Below are 17,242 nucleotides of genomic sequence, written 5' to 3'. Positions count from 1 at the left end.
AGTTACTCATATCTCGAGGTACGGCTATGCCCGTTTATCATCATGCCCTGGTGCTGATTAACAGCAGCCAGGACGGCGTTCCGCTGCTCCAGCATGCAGCCAGAATGGCGGAAGAGAACGCTATGCGCATCACGCTCGCCCATATCAGCACCGACTATCGGACGCTGAATTACGTTTCCGACAGCCTGCTGAATGATGATGTGTCTCAGGAGGTGCTGCAGGCGAAAGTGCTGCTCAATGAACTGGCGGCCAGCGTCTCACTGCCGGTGCAAACCCTGTCGCTGGTCACCACCCGCCGTTTTGAAGATGTCGAAGCCTGCGTAAATCAGCGGGGGATCGACCTGATTATCGCCGGGCACCGCAACCGCCTGCTGGGAGTGATGGCATCTCATTCGCTGGAGTATATTAATCATCTGACGATAGACGTGCTGATCAGGCATCTGCCCTGAACCGCGCGGACGACTCGCGTAGCGAATTGAGCAGCAGCGTAAAGCACTGCTCAATCAGCGGCGGCAATGGCTGCGGCCCGCGCATTAACGCCACGGTCCGCGCCAGCGCCGGCTGCTGGAGCTGCGCGATTTTCAGCACCGGGTCCTGCAGATGGGCGGTATACAGTTCGGGCAGGATGGCAATCGCCAGACGCGAGCGCACCAGGCCATACAACGTTTCAATATAGTCCACCTGAAAACGCGTGTTCAGCGTCAGACGATGGCTCTCCGCCAGCGCGCCAACCAGCCGCTGGATATTCCCCTTCGAGAACACCGCAATATCGCGTCCGGCCAGAAGTTTCCACGGCAGGTGCGGCTGATCTGCCAGCGGATCGTCACCATGCAGCACTGCCACAAACGGGTCTTCACGCAGCGGGTAGACCTGTAACGCGGCGGGTAGCGAGCTGTCTATGGCGCCGATACCGAAATCAATCTGCCCGCTTTGCAGCTCACGCACCAGCGCATCATTGGTCTGATCGTGGAACTCGACCCGCAGGCGGGGAAAAGTTTGCGCCAGCACCTGCGGCAGCAGTGGAAAGAGCAGCGAGCTCACCGAAGGCACCAGACCAATACGTACGGTACCATCGCCGCCGGCCGCCACGATCTGTTCCATATCATGAAACGCCAGCTGGGCCACGCTCAGCACGCGCCGGGCGTGCGGCAGAATGGCGGCGCCCAGTTCGGTCAGCGTGACCGACGAGGCGGTGCGGTTCACCAGCTTGCCGCCCAGCACCGTTTCGATTTGCCGCAGCGCGCTGCTCAACGCCGGTTGGCTGATGGCCAGACGACTGGCGGTATCGGTAAAATGACGCAGCTCCGCCAGGGTAACAAAGTACTGCAGCTGTTTAAGAGAAAGCGCAGGCAGGCGCTGCCACGGTTCGGTCATCTTATTCTTCGCTAAGGGTAATCGGGCAGAATAACCCGGGCTTATCGGGTGATAAATTTATTCATCTGGGCAAACGTTTGCCGTGCCCCTAGAGTAGCCCCATTATCCTTGTGCCGGAGTTGTTATGTCCAGCAATGCTGAAAACCGCCGCCGCGCCGTCATGGCCGCCCGGGGTGAAATACCTTTTGACCTGCTCCTGACCGGGGCGCAGATAGTCGACATGGTCACCGGCGAAGTCCGCGAAGCCGATGTCGGCATCACCGGCGAAATGATCGCCAGCGTGCACCCGCGCGGCAGCCGCGCCGATGCCCACCAGCGCCATGCGCTGGATGGCGCCTATCTGTCACCGGGGCTAATGGATACCCATGTCCATCTCGAAAGTTCCCACCTCCCTCCCGAGCGCTACGCGGAAATTGTCCTCGCCCAGGGCACCACGGCGGTCTTCTGGGACCCGCATGAGCTGGCCAATGTCCTCGGAGTCGAAGGCGTGCGCTATGCCATCGCCGCCAGCCGCCACCTGCCGCTACAGGTAATGGTCGCCGCCCCCTCCAGCGTGCCCTCGACACCGGGGCTGGAAATGTCCGGCGCCGATTTTGCCGGGGCGGAGATGGCGACCATGCTGGCATGGCCGGAAGTACGCGGCGTGGCGGAAGTCATGGACATGCATGGCGTACTTAACGGCAGCGCCCGCATGCAGGAGATTGTTCAGGCCGGTCTCGACAGCGGCAAGTTGATTGAAGGCCACGCCCGCGGGCTGAGCGGTGCCGATCTCCAGGCCTACCTCGCGGCGGGCGTCACCTCCGATCATGAGCTGACCTCCGCGGAAGACGCGCTGGAAAAGCTGCGCGCCGGCTTGACCCTCGAAATTCGCGGCTCGCACCCGTATCTGCTGCCGGATATCGTCAAGGCCCTGAAAACCCTGCCGCACCTCTCCTCGCAGATAACGGTGTGCACCGACGATGTGCCACCGGATCTGCTGCTGGAAAAAGGCGGCATTATCGCCCTGCTCAACCTGCTGATTGAACTCGGTCTCGCCGCCACCGACGTCCTGCGTTTCGCCACGCTGAACGCCGCCATTCGCCTGCAGCGTCACGATTCAGGGCTGATTGCCGCCGGTCGCCGCGCCGACCTGGTGGTCTTTGATTCGCTGGAGAAGCTCAAGGCCCGTGAAGTGTACGTCGCCGGGAAACTGGTCGCCCGCGACGGCGCGCTGCTGCTGTCCATTCCTGCCGCCGGGGGGGTCACCCCGCCGCGCAATACGCTGCGTCTGGCGCCGCTGAGCGCGGATGATTTTGTGCTACGGGTACCCGGTATTGTCCATGGCGTTGCCCGCCTGCGGCATATTCGCGGCGCGCGCTTTACGCAGTGGGGAGAGGTCGAGGTGCAGGTGCGCCACGGCGAAGTTCAGCTGCCGGAGGGATTTATCCTGATTTGGGTGAAGCATCGCCACGGCCGCCATCAGGCGACGCCGCAAATCGCCCTGCTTGAAGGCTGGGGTGAGCTGCGCGGCGCTATCGCCACCAGCTACTCGCACGATTCACACAATCTGGTGGTGCTGGGACGCAGCGCGGAGGATATGGCGCTGGCCGCCAACCGGCTGATTGCCTCCGGCGGCGGGATGGCGCTCTCCCGCCAGGGGGCCATTCTCGCCCATGTGGCGATGCCAATTGCCGGCATGCTCTCCGAACTTCCAGCGGCGGAGCTGGCGCGGCAGTTCGGCGAATTACGCGACCTGAGCGCAGAAATTGCCGACTGGGAGCCGCCCTACCGGGTATTTAAGGCCATCGAGGGAACCTGCCTCGCCTGCAATGCCGGTCCCCATTTGACCGATTTAGGTTTGACCGACGGCACCACCCGCCAGATTGTCGAACCGCTGATAGACTGCCGGGAAACCCCGGCCACCAACCCTCACAACAATAATCACCGGGGAGCCTGAGCATGGCCGACAACACACTGCACACCGCAACACAAGGAAGCTGGCTGGAGCGCCGTTTTGCCCTGCGCTCGCGCGGCAGCACGCTACGTACCGAGTGCCTCGCGGGAGTCACCGGCTTTCTCGCCGCCGCCTATCTGCTGGTGGTCATCCCCGGCCTGCTGGCGGCGGGTGGCATGGACAAAGGCGCCGTCACCACGGGAACGATTCTGGTTTTCGTCGCCAGTACGCTGCTGATGGCGTTTTACGCTAACCTGCCGTTTATCGTTGGTCCAGGCATCGGCGGCTCGGTGCTGGTGGGCGTCACGCTGGCCGGTAGCGAAGGGATCGGCTGGCAGACTGGCCTCGGCATCGCCTGCTGGTCAGGCATTCTGTTCTTTCTGTTAACCAAATTCGGCCTGCGCGAAGTGGTCACCCGTTCGGTTCCCCAGTCGATCAAACTGGGGCTGACGGCCTCTATCGGGCTGTTCGTGGCGGTGCTCGGTTTTCGCAATGCTGGCCTGGTGCTGGCGAATGCCAAAACCAATGCCCTGATGCTGGGTGATTTCTTGTCTCCCGGCGCGCTGGTGGCGCTGTGCGGCCTGTTTCTGGCCATTGCGCTACAGGCGCGGCGCATACCGGGCGCCATTTTATGGGCGATTCTGTTTGCCACCCTGGTGGGGATTCCGGCGGGGGTCACCCGTCTGCCGGACAGCTTTATCGCGATGCCGCACTCGCTGGCGCCGGTCTTCGGCCACGTCGATATGCTGGGTGCGCTGAATATTGCTTTCCTGCCGTTCCTGTTTGTCTTTTTCGCCTCTGAGTTTTTCTCCACCATGGGCACCACGCTGGCGGTGGGCGGCGAAGCGGGACTGCTGGATGAAGAAGGCAATATGCCGCACATCAACCGGCCGTTTATGGTCGACTCGATTGCGGCGGCCATCGGCCCGTGGCTAGGGATCCCGGCAGCGACCGCGCTGATCGAATCTTCCGCCGCCGCCGAAGCGGGCGGCAAAACCGGGCTCACCGCGCTGACCGCGGCGGTGATGTTCCTGCTGATGCTGCTGTTTACGCCGATCGCCCTGATGATCCCAAAAGAGGCCACCGCTCCGGCGCTGATCCTGATTGGCCTCAACATGTTCAGCGGCCTGCGCAAAGTCGATCTCTCCAGCTTCACCGACGGGCTGCCGGTATTAATGATGGTGATGATCACCCTGATTGCCAACAGCTTCGGCACCGGTATCGCCGGCGGACTGCTGTTTTACATCATGATTAAAACGGTTGCCGGAAAGTGGCGAGAAATCCCGCTCGGTTTATGGATCCTCGCCGTTCCGCTGGTCTATTATTTCGCCACCCTGGTGAAGCACTAAGCGTCTACAGGCCCGCGTAGCGCGTCAGCCTGCACCGTTTCACAGTGCGCTTTGACCTCTTCATAGAGCAACCGCACCGCCGCAGAAAGCTGCTTGCGGTGCGGACAAATCATATTGAGCGGGACGCGGTCGCCCTGATAGTGCGGCAGCAGCACCTGCAGGCGCCCGGCGCGAATATCGTCGCTGACATCCAGCGCAGACTTATAGGCAAAGCCCTCCCCCGCAATGGCGAGGCGGCGAATCACCTCGGCGTCGTCGCTGATGATGGCGCCAGAGACCTGCATATGTTCAACCACCCCGTTGAGACTTAAGGTCCAGCGATCGAACTGCCTGCCGCGCAGTACGTACAGTAGCGCATTGTGTTGCGCCAGCGCCTCCGGCGTTTGCGGATCGCCGTGCCTGGCGATCCACTGCGGAGAAGCCACCAGCACCCGTCGGTTTTCCGGCGCCACGGGGAGGGAAATAAACGAGGCGTCGTCGTTGTCGCCATAGCGAAAGGCCACGTCGACCGGATCTTTAAACACATCGGTCCGATGGTCGGAAAAGAGAATGCGCAGTTTCAGCGCCGGGTGCCGCTGGCGGAAGGCGCGAAAAACGTTCAGCAGCAGATTGCGCCCCAGGTCGGAGGGCACCGCAATTTGCAACGTCCCGCGGACCTCGTCATCCGGGACCTGAATTTTTTGCAGCCCGGCATGCAGCGTATCCAGCATCTGGGTGGCATAGGGCAGCCAGGTTTCCCCTTCGGGCGTCAGACGTAAGCTGCGGGTGGAGCGCGCGAAAAGACGAATATTGAGCGTGGTCTCCAGGCGCTTAATCGCCGCGCTCACCTGCGCCGGCTGCTGCCCGACCTCCCGCGCCGCATCGCTGAAGCTACCCAGCGCCGCCGCCCGAACAAATAGCGTCAGATCTTCCAGTCTGAACATATCGACTCCCGAATCCTGTTACCCGGATTGTTCTCAAAACAGCCGCTCAGCGCCAAATCAGGCAACCGGCCCATCGTTTTCTTACATTTTTAACGCAACCAACGCTTGCCTTCCCGGCCATGCTTCAGGAATGATACGAGGCTGCAATTTTGTGTCCAGGGTAATCCAGGATAATAATGAGGAAATTATGCGTAAAACAAAAATGATGCTGCTGGGCGCACTGTTGGCCTGCACCAGTAGCGTTTGGGCGGCTTCCGCCGCTGAACTGCAGAAATATGAACTGGACGGGGTCACTTCGGACTTCCAGCAGTTTCGCGTCGGCGATACCGTACCCGCGTTATATATGACCCCGGAATACACCATTAAACAGTGGCAGTTGCGCAATCTGCCCGCCCCGGAAGCCAATAGTCACTGGACCTACATGGGCGGTAGCTACGTGCTGGTCACCGAACCTGAAGGCAAAATTGTCAAAATTTACGATGGCGAGATCTTCTATCAGCACTAATTGCCGCCAGATATCGCGCTAACGCAAACGCCCTGCGTTTCTTCTGTCCATAACGGATAGCGAAACACAGGGCGTTTGTCATAGGGCGGCGTTAAACCGCGCGGAAGGCAATCTCACCGGGAATCACTTCCCCCTGCCAGTAGAGTCGGGCCGCCACGCGCCCCGCCAGCTGACGGTAAATTTCGCTGAACTCGCTCTCCGGACGGGCGACCACGGTCGGCTTACCGTTATCCAGGTCTTCGCGCAGATTGATGTGCAGCGGCAGCTGGGCCAGCAGCTGAGTGTGATATTGCTCCGCCAGTTTTTCGGCGCCGCCGGTGCCGAAAATCGGCTCATGGTGACCGCAGTTGCTGCAAATATGCATGCTCATGTTTTCGACGATGCCCAGCACCGGAACGTCCACCTTCTCAAACATCACGATGCCTTTTTTCGCATCGATCAGCGCGATATCCTGCGGCGTCGTCACCACCACCGCGCCGGTGACCGGGATATTCTGCGCCAGCGTCAGCTGAATGTCGCCAGTGCCCGGCGGCATATCCAGCACCAGGTAATCCAGATCCGGCCACAGCGTCTCCTGCAGCATCTGCAGCAGCGCCTTGCTGGCCATCGGACCGCGCCATACCATGGCGTTATCGTCGGTCACCAGGTAGCCGATGGAGTTGGTGGCGAGGCCAAATTTCATAATCGGCGCCATATGGGTGCCGTCTGGCGAGGTCGGCCGCTGATCTTCCGCCCCCAGCATGGTGGGAATTGACGGGCCATAAATATCGGCATCAAGGATCCCGACCTTGGCCCCTTCCGCGGCCAGCGCCAGCGCCAGGTTCACCGCCGTGGACGATTTACCCACCCCACCTTTGCCGGAGCTGACGGCAATAATATTTTTGACCCCGTTGACGCCCGGCTGATTTTTTACCCGCTTCAACGTGGCGATGTTGTGCGACAGCTTCCAGTCAATCGCCTGCGCGCCGGTAATGCGCAGCAGGTCGGCGCTACATTGCTCTTTTAAATCTTCAAAAGCGCTGTGCCAGACGAACGGCATCTGGATCTCGATATGCACGGTATCATCGAGCCAGGCGACGTGGTGCAGTGCTTTCAGCGCGGTGAGATTATGCTGCAAAGTGGGGTGCTGGAAATTAGCCAACGTTCCGGCGACCATCGCGCGTAGACGTTCGGGGGATTTGGCCTGGGATTGCGAATTCATCCCGACTCCTTTGTTGTTATGAGAGGCTTTCAGTAATTACTGAGTTTATCACAGCTGAGATTATCCATATATGGTCAGCCATTTATGGCGCACCCAGTGCCCTTTTGGTAATATCAAAAGCCCTTTTTACAACAGAAGATGTAATGCCCACTATGACTCAAGTCGCGAAGAAAATTCTGGTAACGTGCGCGCTGCCGTACGCTAACGGCTCAATCCACCTCGGCCACATGCTGGAGCACATCCAGGCTGATGTCTGGGTCCGTTACCAGCGAATGCGCGGCAACGAGGTCAACTTCATCTGCGCCGACGACGCCCACGGCACGCCGATCATGCTGAAAGCTCAGCAGCTTGGCATCTCTGCGGAGCAGATGATTGGCGAAATGAGTCAGGAGCATCAGACCGATTTTGCGGGCTTTGATATCAGCTATGACAACTACCACTCGACGCACAGCGACGAGAACCGTGAGCTGTCTGAGCTGATCTACGGCCGCCTGAAAGAGAACGGGTTTATCAAAAACCGCACCATCTCTCAGCTTTACGATCCGGAAAAAGGCATGTTCCTGCCGGACCGTTTCGTAAAAGGCACCTGTCCGAAGTGTAAATCAGCGGATCAGTATGGCGATAACTGCGAGGTGTGCGGCGCGACCTACAGCCCGACCGAGCTGATCGACCCGAAATCCGTGGTGTCCGGCGCCACCCCGGTGATGCGTGAATCCGAGCACTTCTTCTTCGACCTGCCGTCCTTTAGCGAAATGCTGCAGGCGTGGACCCGCAGCGGCGCGCTGCAGGAACAGGTGGCGAACAAAATGCAGGAGTGGTTCGAATCCGGCCTGCAGCAGTGGGACATTTCCCGCGACGCGCCGTACTTTGGCTTCGAAATTCCCAACGCGCCGGGCAAATATTTCTACGTCTGGCTGGATGCGCCGATCGGCTACATGGGCTCCTTCAAAAACCTGTGCGACAAACGCGGCGATAGCGAAAGCTTTGACGCCTACTGGAAGAAAGACTCCGATGCCGAGCTGTATCACTTTATCGGCAAAGATATCGTCTACTTCCACAGCCTGTTCTGGCCGGCGATGCTGGAAGGCAGCGGTTTCCGCAAGCCGACCAACCTGTTCGTTCATGGCTACGTGACGGTCAACGGGGCCAAGATGTCCAAATCACGCGGCACCTTTATCAAGGCCAGCACCTGGCTGAACCATTTTGACGCCGATAGCCTGCGCTATTACTACACCGCCAAGCTCTCTTCCCGCATTGATGATATCGACCTGAACCTGGAAGATTTCGTCCAGCGCGTGAACGCCGATATCGTTAACAAAGTGGTTAACCTCGCCTCGCGCAACGCCGGTTTTATCAATAAGCGTTTCGACGGCATGCTGTCCGCTGAGCTGGCCGATCCGGCGCTGTACAAAACCTTCACCGATGCGGCAGCAAGCATTGGCGAAGCGTGGGAAAGCCGCGAGTTCGGCAAAGCCATCCGTGAAATCATGGCGCTGGCCGACGTGGCTAACCGCTACGTTGATGAGCAGGCCCCGTGGGTGGTCGCCAGACAGGAAGGCCGCGATGCTGACCTGCAGGCCATCTGCACCATGGGTCTGAATATGTTCCGCGTGCTGATGACCTGGCTGAAACCGGTTCTGCCGCAGCTGGCCGCGCGCGCCGAAGCGTTCCTCAACAGCGAACTGAGCTGGGATGCTATTCAGCAGCCGCTGCTGTCGCATAAGGTCAACACCTTCAAGGCGCTGTACAACCGCATCGAGATGAAGCAGGTTGAAGCCCTGGTGGAAGCCTCGAAAGAAGAGGTGAAAGCCACCGCCGCGCCGGTCACCGGCCCGCTGGCGGACGATCCGATTCAGGACACCATCACCTTTGACGATTTCGCCAAAGTCGATCTGCGCATCGCGCTGATTGAAAACGCCGAATTTGTCGACGGTTCTGACAAGCTGCTGCGCCTGAGCCTCGATCTGGGCGGCGAGAAACGTAATGTCTTCTCCGGCATTCGCAGCGCCTACCCGGATCCGCAGGCGTTGATCGGTCGCCTGACGGTGATGGTCGCCAACCTGGCGCCGCGTAAAATGCGCTTCGGCATCTCGGAAGGGATGGTGATGGCGGCAGGTCCTGGCGGGAAGGATATCTTCCTGTTAAGCCCTGACAGCGGCGCCCAGCCGGGTCAGCAGGTAAAATAATCCCGCATCAAGCGCTGCTCCGGCAGCGCTTTTTTTTCGTCCTTTCGCCCCCTCCGCCGGACGATTCTGCCACCCTCTGCGCATTGCGCGCGACGGCAATCGTGACAATAATCAATCGACATATCGTCTGATAAACGCGACGCCCCTCATGACCAACATAAGGACTGTGATGAAACTTTACCGCAAGCTGGCGGCCGCTGTGGCGGTCTGCCTGCTGGTTGTCGGCCTCTCGGGCTGCGATAACCCAAAAGAAGAGAGCAAAACCTTCACCCGTACCGCCAACGGCGTCGAGCTGAGTTTTACCTACCATTACACCGGTGACAAAGTGCTGCGTCAGGATGCGAATAACACCATTCCCTATCAGAGTATCGGTGCCGCCAGTAAAGAGCAGGCGCAGGCGTTGATCGAGCAGATGAGCAACGTTTATCACCATGTAAAGGGTGTGGAACAGCGCATCGATTATCAAGACAGCTATGCCCTGGAGCATCTCAGCGTTGATTTTACCCAGGCTCAGATTAGCGAACTGTGTAAGCTGCCGGGGTCGATGTTCACCAACTGCGCGCTCAAGGAGGTCTCGATGGCGGAGTCAGAGAAATTGCTTAAAGAGCAGGGATTCCAGGAAGTGAAGTAGACCGCAGAGTATTCCCGGGTCGCAAACGGCTGTAATCCGTAGCCCGGCTGAGCGCAGCGCGAGCCGGGAAGATAGCCTGAAGCGGCGGGCTTTCCCGGGTCGCGGCGTCAACGCCTTACCCGGGCTACCGACCGCAAACGGCTGTAACCCGTAGCCCGGCTGAGCGCAGCGCGAGCCGGGAAGATAGCCTGAAGCGGCAGGTTTTCCCGGGTCGCGGCGTCAACGCCTTACCCGGGCTACCGACCGCAAACGGCTGTAACCCGTAGCCCGGCTAAGCGCAGCGCGACCCGGGAATGAAGCGGGGGTAAATTCAGGGCTTAGCGTGGACGCGCTCGGTCAGCCCGCGCAGGAAATAGCGCAGGAACTGATCGCCGCATTCACGGAAATTCTTATGCTCCGGCGCGCGCATCATGGCGGTGATTTCCGGCATCGAAACGCGAAACTTCTGCTGGGTCATAATGGCAAGAATATCATCGGTCTTCAGGGAGAAGGCGATGCGCAGCTTTTTCAGCACGATATTGTTATTCACCCGACGCTCAACCGCCAGCGGCGGGGCCGCCTCGTCTTTGCCACGTTTGTCATAGATCAGGCCGTTGAGGAAGAGCGACAGCATAATGTCCGGGCAGCGCTGGAAGCCCTCTTCGTCCTCCTTTTTCAGCCACGGTACCAGCTGCTCTGCGCTGACGACGGAATCGCCCAGCGCAAAAATGCGCGCCAGGTCGTTATTATTAGTTTTCAGGATGTAGCGCAGGCTACGTAAAATATCGTTACTGATCATAATGCCTTCATGATGAAAAATGCTGGCGCTAAGTCTACCATGATTCCGTCGTTTTACAGACCAATCGCCTCTTTCAGACTTTTTAAGTAGCGGCGGCTCACCGGCACGGTTTGTCCGGCCCGCATCAGCAGCTCCGCCTGGCCGTTTTCCTCAAGGCGAATCTCTTTCAGGTGGGCCATATTCACCAGATACTGCCGATGACAGCGCAGCAGCGGCGTCCGGCTCTCAAGGGTGCGTAAGGTCAGCTCCGTGAACCCCTCCTTCCCCTCGCGGTCGGTAACATAAATTCCGCTCATTCGGCTACTGACAAAGGCGACATCCTCCATCTGCAGCAGCCAGATCCGGCTGTGACCGGTGCAGGGAATATATTTCAGCGCCTGCTGGGTATCGTCGAGCAACGAGATATCCTGCAGACTGCGCTCCTGGCGCAGGCGCGCCAGGGTCTTTTCCAGCCGCGGCGCCTCGATGGGTTTCAGCAGATAATCAAACGCATGCTCTTCGAACGCCTTCACCGCATACTCGTCGAAGGCGGTGAGAAACACGATGTAAGGCCGGTGTTCAGGGTCGAGCATCCCGACCATTTCCAGGCCGCTGATGCGCGGCATCTGAATGTCGAGAAACAGCACGTCCGGGCGCAGCTTGTGCACCGCGCCAATCGCCTCAACCGCGTTGGCGCACTCCCCGACTATCTCCATGTCGCTGGCGGACTCCAGCAAAACCCGCAGATTTTCTCGTGCCAGCGGCTCATCATCAACTATCAACACTTTTAACACGCGCTCTCCTCCAGAGGCAGTCGCAGCGTGACGCGGGTGAAACGTTCCGCTTCACAGGTCACGGTAATGCCGCAGTCAGCGCCGAAACGCGCCCGTAACCGGCGGTCAACCAGACTCATTCCCAGCCCGCTGGCGTTGGGATTGTCCTGGTACAGGCCGGCGTTATCCTCAATATCTAATTGCAGCCAGCGCTCGTACTGGCTGGCGCGAATGGTAATTTCCCCTACCCCGAGATGCTGCGACGTGCCGTGTTTAATGGCGTTTTCAACAATGGGCTGCAGCGTAAACGCCGGCAGCTGATGGTGAGCCAGCGTGTCGGGCACCAGCATCTGAATCTGTAAATTGGCCTGGAAACGCGCTTTCTCAATTTGCAGATAGGCATTCACGTGCTCAATCTCATCCGCCAGCGTCACAAACTCCGACGGCCGTTTCAGATTCTTGCGGAAAAAGGTCGACAGGTACTGCACCAGTTGCCCGGCCTGATCGCTGTCGCGGCGAATCACCGCCTTCAGGGTATTCAATGCATTAAACAGAAAATGGGGATTCACCTGCGCGTGAAGCAGCTTGATCTCCGATTGCGTCAGCAGCGCCTTCTGCCGCTCATACTGCCCGGCGAGGATTTGCGCCGACAGCAGCTGGGCTATCCCCTCCCCGAGCGTGCGGTTGATGGAGCTGAACAGGCGGTTTTTCGCTTCATACAGCTTGATAGTGCCGATCACCCGCTGGTTTTCGCCGCGCAGCGGGATAACCAGCGTCGACCCCAGCTTGCAGCCGGGATGAATGGAACAGCGGTAAGGAACCTCGTTGCCGTCGGCATACACCACTTCGCCGCTATCAATCGCTTTTTGCGTATAGGAAGAAGAGATAGGCTTGCCCGGCAGATGGTGGTCGTCGCCAATACCGGTGAACGCCAGCAGCTTGTCGCGATCGGTGATGGCGACCGCGCCGATATCAAGTTCCTGAATAAGCACCTGCGCCACCTTCATGCTGTTCTCTTCGTTGAACCCCTGGCGCAGGATCCCCTCGGTCGAAGCCGCCACCTTGAGCGCAGTGGCGGAAAACGCCGAGGTGTATTTCTCAAACATCGCCCGCTTATCGAGCAGGATACGCATAAACAGCGCGGCACCCACGGTGTTGGTGACCATCATCGGCGCGGCGATGCTTTGCACCAGATGCAGCGCGTCCTGAAACGGACGGGCGATCAGCAAAATGATCATCATCTGCACCAGCTCGGCAAAGAAGGTGATCGCGCCGGCGGTGAGCGGGCTGAAGACCTTATCCGGGCGCCCGCGTTTGACCAGCACGCTGTGGACCAGGCCACCCAGCAGCCCTTCGACAATCGTCGAAACCATGCAGCTTAATGCCGTCATGCCGCCGAGGGAGTAGCGATGCAGACCGCCGGTCAACCCCACCAGGCCGCCAACGACCGGGCCGCCGAGCAGGCCGCCCATCACGGCGCCGATGGCGCGGGTATTGGCGATCGAATCTTCGATATGCAGACCGAAATAGGTCCCCATAATGCAAAAAATGGAGAAGGTCACGTAGCACAGCAGCTTATGTGGTAAGCGAACGGTAACCTGCATCAGCGGGATGAACAGCCGCGTCTTGCTCATCAGCCACGCGATGACCAAAAACACGCACATCTGCTGAAGCAGCAGCAACACCAGATCAAACTCGTACATACCCACAGACCACGCTTCACTCGAAAGCGCGTAACATACACTGCCCGGTCATCACTTTCTTTGAAGCACTACAAGAAAATCACAAATCATGGTCAGGATCACACTTCTTGCCCGCCTTTCGCCGACTAAATGAACAAAAAATAAGCGAATATTTCCTCTTCCGTAAACAGCTTCTACAGTTATAGGGGAGACTTTGCGGGAGGGGATATATGGCGCTTTATACGATTGGTGAAGTGGCTCAGCTTTGTGACATCAATCCCGTAACGCTTCGCGCCTGGCAACGGCGCTATGGATTGCTGAAACCGCAGCGCACCGACGGCGGGCATCGCCTGTTTAACGAGCAGGAAATTGACCGTATCCGCGAGATTAAGCGCTGGATTGATTCCGGCGTTCAGGTGAGTAAGGTCAAAACCTTGCTTAACGACAACATGAGCGGAGAAGAAGACGGCTGGCGGCAGCAGCAGGAGATTCTGCTGGGGTATCTCCACGACGGCAACTACTCGCGTTTACGGCTGTGGATCAAAGAGCGCAACCATAGTTATACGGCGCTGACCCTGGTCAACCATCTGTTTATCCCCTTACGCCACCGCCTGCTCAGCCCGCAGCCGACGCTTAGCGCCTTGCGCAGCATCCTCGACGGGATTCTGATCAACCATGTCGCGCATAGCCTCGCCAGCGCCTGGAAACGTCCGGGCAGCCATGCGCTGGTGCTCGGCTGGAATGTCAACGATACCACGCGGCTGTGGATGGAGGGCTGGATCGCCTGCGAACAAGGCTGGCGGGTCGATGTCCTCCCCCACTCTCTGACGCAGATTCGCCCCGATCTGTTTCCTGACAGCACCCTGCTGGTCTGGTGCGGCGAAACGCCGACCCTCGCGCAGCAGGAGCAGCTCCAGGCCTGGCAGCAGCAGGGTCACGTTATCTGGCTAAATAGCAATTAATGTTTCATTAACACCTGTGCTTCACCGTATAATCCCTCCGTTAACATCAGGAGCCTGTTATGAAGCCAGCGAAAATTGCGGTTATCACCCTCTTCTTATTCATGGCCATCAGCGGCATCGGCGGCGTCATGCTGGCCGGTTACTCGTTTATTGTGCGCGGTGGTGTCGGCTGATTCGCCGGTGCAACCGCTCAAAGCCGCGGTCGACGATAATCGCCGCCAGCGCCACCAGTAGCGCCCCCTGAATAACATAGGCGGTATTAAATCCGCTCAGGCCGATAACGATAGGCGTGCCGAGCGTATTCGCCCCGACCGTTGACGCAATGGTCGCCGTACCGATATTGACGATGGTCGAGGTGCGGATACCGGCCAGCATCACCGGTGCGGCCAGCGGCAGCTCCACGCGGATAAGTCTCTGCCAGCCCGTCATGCCCATCCCTTTAGCGATACTCACGCCCCCCGGCGGCACGGCGCTCAGTCCGGCCAGGGTCCCCTGCAGGACCGGCAATATGCCATACAGCGCCAGCGCAATCAGCGCCGGCTGCCAGCCAAACCCCAGCACCGGAACGGCAATCGCCAGCACCGCCACCGGCGGGAACGTTTGCCCCATCGCGGCAATGGTCTCCACCAATGGACGAAACTCGCGGCCAGCGGGACGCGTCACCGCCACCCCGGCCCCGACGCCCACCGCCGTCGCCGCCAGGCTGGAAAACGCCACCAGCCAACAATGGGCAAAAGTCAGGGCGACAAAACTCTCCTGCTGATACACCGGGCGCGGCAGATCGGGAAACAGCGCGCTGAACAACGGCGTGCTGTAAGGCAGCAGCAGCAAAATAGCGATAAACAGCGCCAGCAGCCACAGCAGCGGATCACGAAGTACGCGCATGCCGCACCTCCTCGCCGAGCAGATCGGCAAAATGCAGCGTCCCGCACGCTTGCCCCTGTTCATCCACGACCGGCAATACTTCGCAGCGATGGGCAATAAACTGCGACAGCGCTTCGCGCAGCGTCATCGCGACGTTCAGCGTATCGCCGGTAAGCCGTTCATCGCGCCGCAGATAGTCGCCCACCCCGCGCAGCGACAGCAGCCGGACGCCCAGTTCGCTGCGGCCAAAAAAAGTCTCGACGAAGGTATTTTCAGGCTCAAGCAGCATCTGCAGCGGCGTCCCCTGCTGCACCACCTCGCCGCCGTCCATCAGCACCAGGTGATCCGCCAGCCGCAGCGCTTCATCAATATCGTGGGTCACCAGCACAATCGTCCGCCCGAGCAGCCGATGGATGCGGATCATCTCCTGCTGGAGCGCCTCCCGGGTAACCGGATCCAGCGCGCCAAACGGTTCGTCCATCAGCAGGACTTCAGGATTGGCCGCCAGCGCCCGCGCCACGCCAACGCGCTGCTGCTGTCCGCCGGAGAGCTGATGCGGATAGCGCGCCCGCAGCGTCGGCTCCAGCCCCAGCAGCGCCATTAATTCGTCAATGCGCGCGGTGATTTTGCGCGCCGGCCATTTTTGCAGCTGTGGGACGGTGGCAATGTTCTGCGCGACCGTCCAGTGCGGAAACAGGCCGATAGACTGAATGGCGTAGCCCATCCGCCGACGCAACGTCAGCACCGGCTGCTGGCGAATATCCTGCCCGGCAAAACGGATGGTGCCGCTGTCATGCTCGACCAGCCGGTTAATCATTTTCAGGGTGGTCGATTTCCCCGAGCCGGAGGTGCCGATCAGGACCGAGAACGCGCCTTCGCGCAGGTGCAGGTTCAGGTTTTTCACCGCCGGCAGCCCGGCGAAGGATTTGTTCACCCCGTCAAATTCAATCACCCGCCTCTCCTTTCAATAATGCCCCCCACAGCGCAAACAGCGCGTCGACGACCACCGCCAGCGCAATCGTCGGAATCACCCCTAGCAGTACCAAATCCAGCGCGCTGCTCAACAGTCCCTGGAACACCAGCGCGCCAAACCCGCCGGCGCCGATCAGGGCCGCGACCACCGCCATGCCGACGGTTTGCACGCTCACCACCCGCAGACTGCGTAGCAGAACCGGCAGCGCCAGCGGCAGCTGCACGTGCCAGAAGCGCTGCGCGCCGCTCATCCCCATCGCCGCAGCGCTCTCCAGCGCATCGCGCGGTACCTGCTGTAAACCGGTAACCACCCCGCGAACCAGCGGCAGTAACGCATACAGCACCAGCGCAATCAGCGCGGGCGTCATCCCGGTGCCGGAAATACCGCGTTCAGCCAGCCCGGGAAAATGGCGGGCGAGGCCGGCCAGCGGCGCGATCAGCAGACCAAAGAGCGCGACGGAGGGAATGGTTTGAATAACATTGAGAAAGGTGAACACCGGGGCCTGCCAGCGCGGCCGACGCCAGAGGCCGATGCCCACCGGCAGCCCGATCAGCAGACCCGGCAGCAGCGTGCCAAACAGCAGGGTCAAATGTTGACGCAGGGCGTCATCAAACACCTCCTGGCGGTTGGCATACTCTTTCAGTAGCGAGAGCTGATTCAGCGCTCCGCTGCCGAGCAGCACACAGGGAATCAACCAGATTTGCGCATTGAGCAGCCAGCGCCAGTGTGCCCGGGTGGTCAGACGCCGGATAGTCTCGCTGGCCAGCAGTAAGCACAGCGCCAGAGCCAGCCACAGGCCGCTTCCCGGTGACGTGCGGGCCAGCGGGGAGCCGCTGTGCGCCAGCTGTACCGCCGTCTGCCCCGTCCCCCAGAACAGCAGCGCCAGCAGCGCATCCAGCATCAGCAAGCTCAGCAGCAGCGGCCTGCGCCCCGGCAACCAGCAGAGCAGAATCAGCAGCAGCGCGCCGCCGACCTGTAGCGCCATCAGCCACGGCGCGAGCTGCCAAAGCCAGCGCCCTTCCCCGGACAGCAGACGGTTAGGCGCATAGTTGACGAACGGCAGGGCCACCACCAGCAGCAGTAAACTGGCCAGCAGCAGCGATACGCGGTTATAACAGCGAATAGCCAC

General features: G+C 59.9%; 17 protein-coding genes. 8 read left to right on the top strand and 9 right to left on the bottom strand.

Annotated elements, in window-relative coordinates:
- Positions 1 to 26: 26 nt before the first annotated feature.
- Positions 27 to 449 carry a universal stress protein gene (locus Electrica_RS07950; RefSeq protein WP_131048138.1) on the top strand — a complete coding sequence of 141 codons (423 nt, stop codon included), beginning with the start codon at positions 27 to 29 and terminating at the stop codon, positions 447 to 449.
- On the opposite strand, the gene Electrica_RS07945 is transcribed toward Electrica_RS07950, so the two are convergent.
- Positions 433 to 1,374: a LysR family transcriptional regulator gene (locus Electrica_RS07945; protein ID WP_141964210.1), complete on the bottom strand. Its 942-nt coding sequence runs from the start codon at positions 1,372 to 1,374 to the stop codon at positions 433 to 435. The genes Electrica_RS07950 and Electrica_RS07945 overlap by 17 nt on opposite strands.
- A gap of 124 nt (positions 1,375 to 1,498) precedes the next feature.
- On the opposite strand from Electrica_RS07945, the gene Electrica_RS07940 reads away from it, so the two are divergent.
- Positions 1,499 to 3,310 (top strand): adenine deaminase, encoded by a 1,812-nt coding sequence (locus Electrica_RS07940; RefSeq protein ID WP_141964208.1) that lies wholly within the window; start codon positions 1,499 to 1,501, stop codon positions 3,308 to 3,310.
- 2 nt (positions 3,311 to 3,312) lie between these two features.
- Complete coding sequence (locus tag Electrica_RS07935; protein ID WP_141964206.1) at positions 3,313 to 4,656, top strand: NCS2 family permease; 1,344 nt, start codon at positions 3,313 to 3,315, stop codon at positions 4,654 to 4,656.
- Here the strand turns inward: Electrica_RS07935 and Electrica_RS07930 are convergent.
- Positions 4,653 to 5,579, bottom strand: coding sequence for a LysR family transcriptional regulator (locus Electrica_RS07930; protein ID WP_141964204.1), 927 nt, complete (start codon positions 5,577 to 5,579; stop codon positions 4,653 to 4,655). The genes Electrica_RS07935 and Electrica_RS07930 overlap by 4 nt on opposite strands.
- A 187-nt stretch (positions 5,580 to 5,766) precedes the next feature.
- On the opposite strand from Electrica_RS07930, the gene Electrica_RS07925 reads away from it, so the two are divergent.
- Positions 5,767 to 6,084: an RcnB family protein gene (locus Electrica_RS07925; protein WP_100685271.1), complete on the top strand. Its 318-nt coding sequence runs from the start codon at positions 5,767 to 5,769 to the stop codon at positions 6,082 to 6,084.
- Between the two features lie 91 nt (positions 6,085 to 6,175).
- Here Electrica_RS07925 and apbC read toward each other — a convergent pair whose 3' ends face one another.
- Complete coding sequence (gene apbC, locus Electrica_RS07920) at positions 6,176 to 7,285, bottom strand: iron-sulfur cluster carrier protein ApbC (protein ID WP_131048141.1); 1,110 nt, start codon at positions 7,283 to 7,285, stop codon at positions 6,176 to 6,178.
- 152 nt (positions 7,286 to 7,437) lie between these two features.
- Between apbC and metG the strand changes: the two genes are divergently transcribed.
- Both metG and Electrica_RS07910 read left to right on the top strand, forming a co-directional pair.
- Positions 7,438 to 9,471, top strand: a complete 2,034-nt coding sequence (gene metG, locus Electrica_RS07915; protein WP_131048274.1) for a methionine--tRNA ligase — start codon at positions 7,438 to 7,440, stop codon at positions 9,469 to 9,471.
- A 169-nt stretch (positions 9,472 to 9,640) separates the two neighbouring features.
- Complete coding sequence (locus tag Electrica_RS07910; protein ID WP_141964202.1) at positions 9,641 to 10,102, top strand: YehR family lipoprotein; 462 nt, start codon at positions 9,641 to 9,643, stop codon at positions 10,100 to 10,102.
- 310 nt (positions 10,103 to 10,412) lie between these two features.
- On the opposite strand, the gene Electrica_RS07905 is transcribed toward Electrica_RS07910, so the two are convergent.
- From Electrica_RS07905 to Electrica_RS07895, 3 genes are read right to left on the bottom strand one after another with little or no spacing between them, the layout of a single operon-like run.
- Positions 10,413 to 10,880 carry a YehS family protein gene (locus tag Electrica_RS07905; RefSeq protein WP_141964200.1) on the bottom strand — a complete coding sequence of 156 codons (468 nt, stop codon included), beginning with the start codon at positions 10,878 to 10,880 and terminating at the stop codon, positions 10,413 to 10,415.
- A gap of 53 nt (positions 10,881 to 10,933) precedes the next feature.
- The gene (btsR, locus tag Electrica_RS07900) at positions 10,934 to 11,653 is read right to left on the bottom strand and encodes a two-component system response regulator BtsR (protein WP_131048143.1); all 720 of its coding nucleotides are present in this window, start codon (positions 11,651 to 11,653) and stop codon (positions 10,934 to 10,936) included.
- Positions 11,647 to 13,335 (bottom strand): sensor histidine kinase, encoded by a 1,689-nt coding sequence (locus tag Electrica_RS07895; protein ID WP_141964198.1) that lies wholly within the window; start codon positions 13,333 to 13,335, stop codon positions 11,647 to 11,649. Before Electrica_RS07895 ends, btsR begins: the two co-directional genes overlap by 7 nt.
- Positions 13,336 to 13,544: 209 nt before the next feature.
- Between Electrica_RS07895 and Electrica_RS07890 the strand changes: the two genes are divergently transcribed.
- Both Electrica_RS07890 and Electrica_RS07885 read left to right on the top strand, forming a co-directional pair.
- Positions 13,545 to 14,276 (top strand): MerR family transcriptional regulator, encoded by a 732-nt coding sequence (locus Electrica_RS07890; protein ID WP_141964196.1) that lies wholly within the window; start codon positions 13,545 to 13,547, stop codon positions 14,274 to 14,276.
- A gap of 59 nt (positions 14,277 to 14,335) precedes the next feature.
- On the top strand, positions 14,336 to 14,449 hold the full coding sequence (locus Electrica_RS07885) for a protein YohO (RefSeq protein WP_004103838.1): 114 nt from the start codon (positions 14,336 to 14,338) through the stop codon (positions 14,447 to 14,449).
- Here Electrica_RS07885 and Electrica_RS07880 read toward each other — a convergent pair.
- From Electrica_RS07880 to Electrica_RS07870, 3 genes are read right to left on the bottom strand one after another with little or no spacing between them, the layout of a single operon-like run.
- Positions 14,424 to 15,161 (bottom strand): ABC transporter permease, encoded by a 738-nt coding sequence (locus tag Electrica_RS07880; RefSeq protein ID WP_141964194.1) that lies wholly within the window; start codon positions 15,159 to 15,161, stop codon positions 14,424 to 14,426. The genes Electrica_RS07885 and Electrica_RS07880 overlap by 26 nt on opposite strands.
- Positions 15,145 to 16,092 (bottom strand): ABC transporter ATP-binding protein, encoded by a 948-nt coding sequence (locus Electrica_RS07875; protein WP_141964192.1) that lies wholly within the window; start codon positions 16,090 to 16,092, stop codon positions 15,145 to 15,147. The genes Electrica_RS07880 and Electrica_RS07875 overlap by 17 nt, the downstream gene beginning before the upstream one ends.
- Positions 16,085 to 17,242, bottom strand: a complete 1,158-nt coding sequence (locus Electrica_RS07870) for an ABC transporter permease (RefSeq protein WP_141964191.1) — start codon at positions 17,240 to 17,242, stop codon at positions 16,085 to 16,087. The genes Electrica_RS07875 and Electrica_RS07870 overlap by 8 nt, the downstream gene beginning before the upstream one ends.

Origin of the sequence: Klebsiella electrica (assembly GCF_006711645.1) — a bacterium.
In the GTDB taxonomy this organism is placed as follows: Bacteria; Pseudomonadota; Gammaproteobacteria; order Enterobacterales; family Enterobacteriaceae; genus Klebsiella; species Klebsiella electrica.
The sequence above is the reverse complement of the archived record's forward strand: the minus strand, read 5'-3'. Positions and strand labels throughout refer to the sequence as shown.

What these genes read in the sequence shown, in the direction of transcription:
- Electrica_RS07930 (WP_141964204.1), bottom strand. Translation starts at nt 5,579, where the DNA reads ATGTTCAGACTGGAAGATCTGACGCTATTTGTTCGGGCGGCGGCGCTG.
- Electrica_RS07885 (WP_004103838.1), top strand. Translation starts at nt 14,336, where the DNA reads ATGAAGCCAGCGAAAATTGCGGTTATCACCCTCTTCTTATTCATGGCC.
- Electrica_RS07880 (WP_141964194.1), bottom strand. Translation starts at nt 15,161, where the DNA reads ATGCGCGTACTTCGTGATCCGCTGCTGTGGCTGCTGGCGCTGTTTATC.
- Electrica_RS07890 (WP_141964196.1), top strand. Translation starts at nt 13,545, where the DNA reads ATGGCGCTTTATACGATTGGTGAAGTGGCTCAGCTTTGTGACATCAAT.
- apbC (WP_131048141.1), bottom strand. Translation starts at nt 7,285, where the DNA reads ATGAATTCGCAATCCCAGGCCAAATCCCCCGAACGTCTACGCGCGATG.
- metG (WP_131048274.1), top strand. Translation starts at nt 7,438, where the DNA reads ATGACTCAAGTCGCGAAGAAAATTCTGGTAACGTGCGCGCTGCCGTAC.
- Electrica_RS07950 (WP_131048138.1), top strand. Translation starts at nt 27, where the DNA reads ATGCCCGTTTATCATCATGCCCTGGTGCTGATTAACAGCAGCCAGGAC.
- Electrica_RS07895 (WP_141964198.1), bottom strand. Translation starts at nt 13,335, where the DNA reads ATGTACGAGTTTGATCTGGTGTTGCTGCTGCTTCAGCAGATGTGCGTG.
- Electrica_RS07905 (WP_141964200.1), bottom strand. Translation starts at nt 10,880, where the DNA reads ATGATCAGTAACGATATTTTACGTAGCCTGCGCTACATCCTGAAAACT.
- Electrica_RS07925 (WP_100685271.1), top strand. Translation starts at nt 5,767, where the DNA reads ATGCGTAAAACAAAAATGATGCTGCTGGGCGCACTGTTGGCCTGCACC.
- Electrica_RS07935 (WP_141964206.1), top strand. Translation starts at nt 3,313, where the DNA reads ATGGCCGACAACACACTGCACACCGCAACACAAGGAAGCTGGCTGGAG.
- Electrica_RS07940 (WP_141964208.1), top strand. Translation starts at nt 1,499, where the DNA reads ATGTCCAGCAATGCTGAAAACCGCCGCCGCGCCGTCATGGCCGCCCGG.
- Electrica_RS07910 (WP_141964202.1), top strand. Translation starts at nt 9,641, where the DNA reads ATGAAACTTTACCGCAAGCTGGCGGCCGCTGTGGCGGTCTGCCTGCTG.
- Electrica_RS07945 (WP_141964210.1), bottom strand. Translation starts at nt 1,374, where the DNA reads ATGACCGAACCGTGGCAGCGCCTGCCTGCGCTTTCTCTTAAACAGCTG.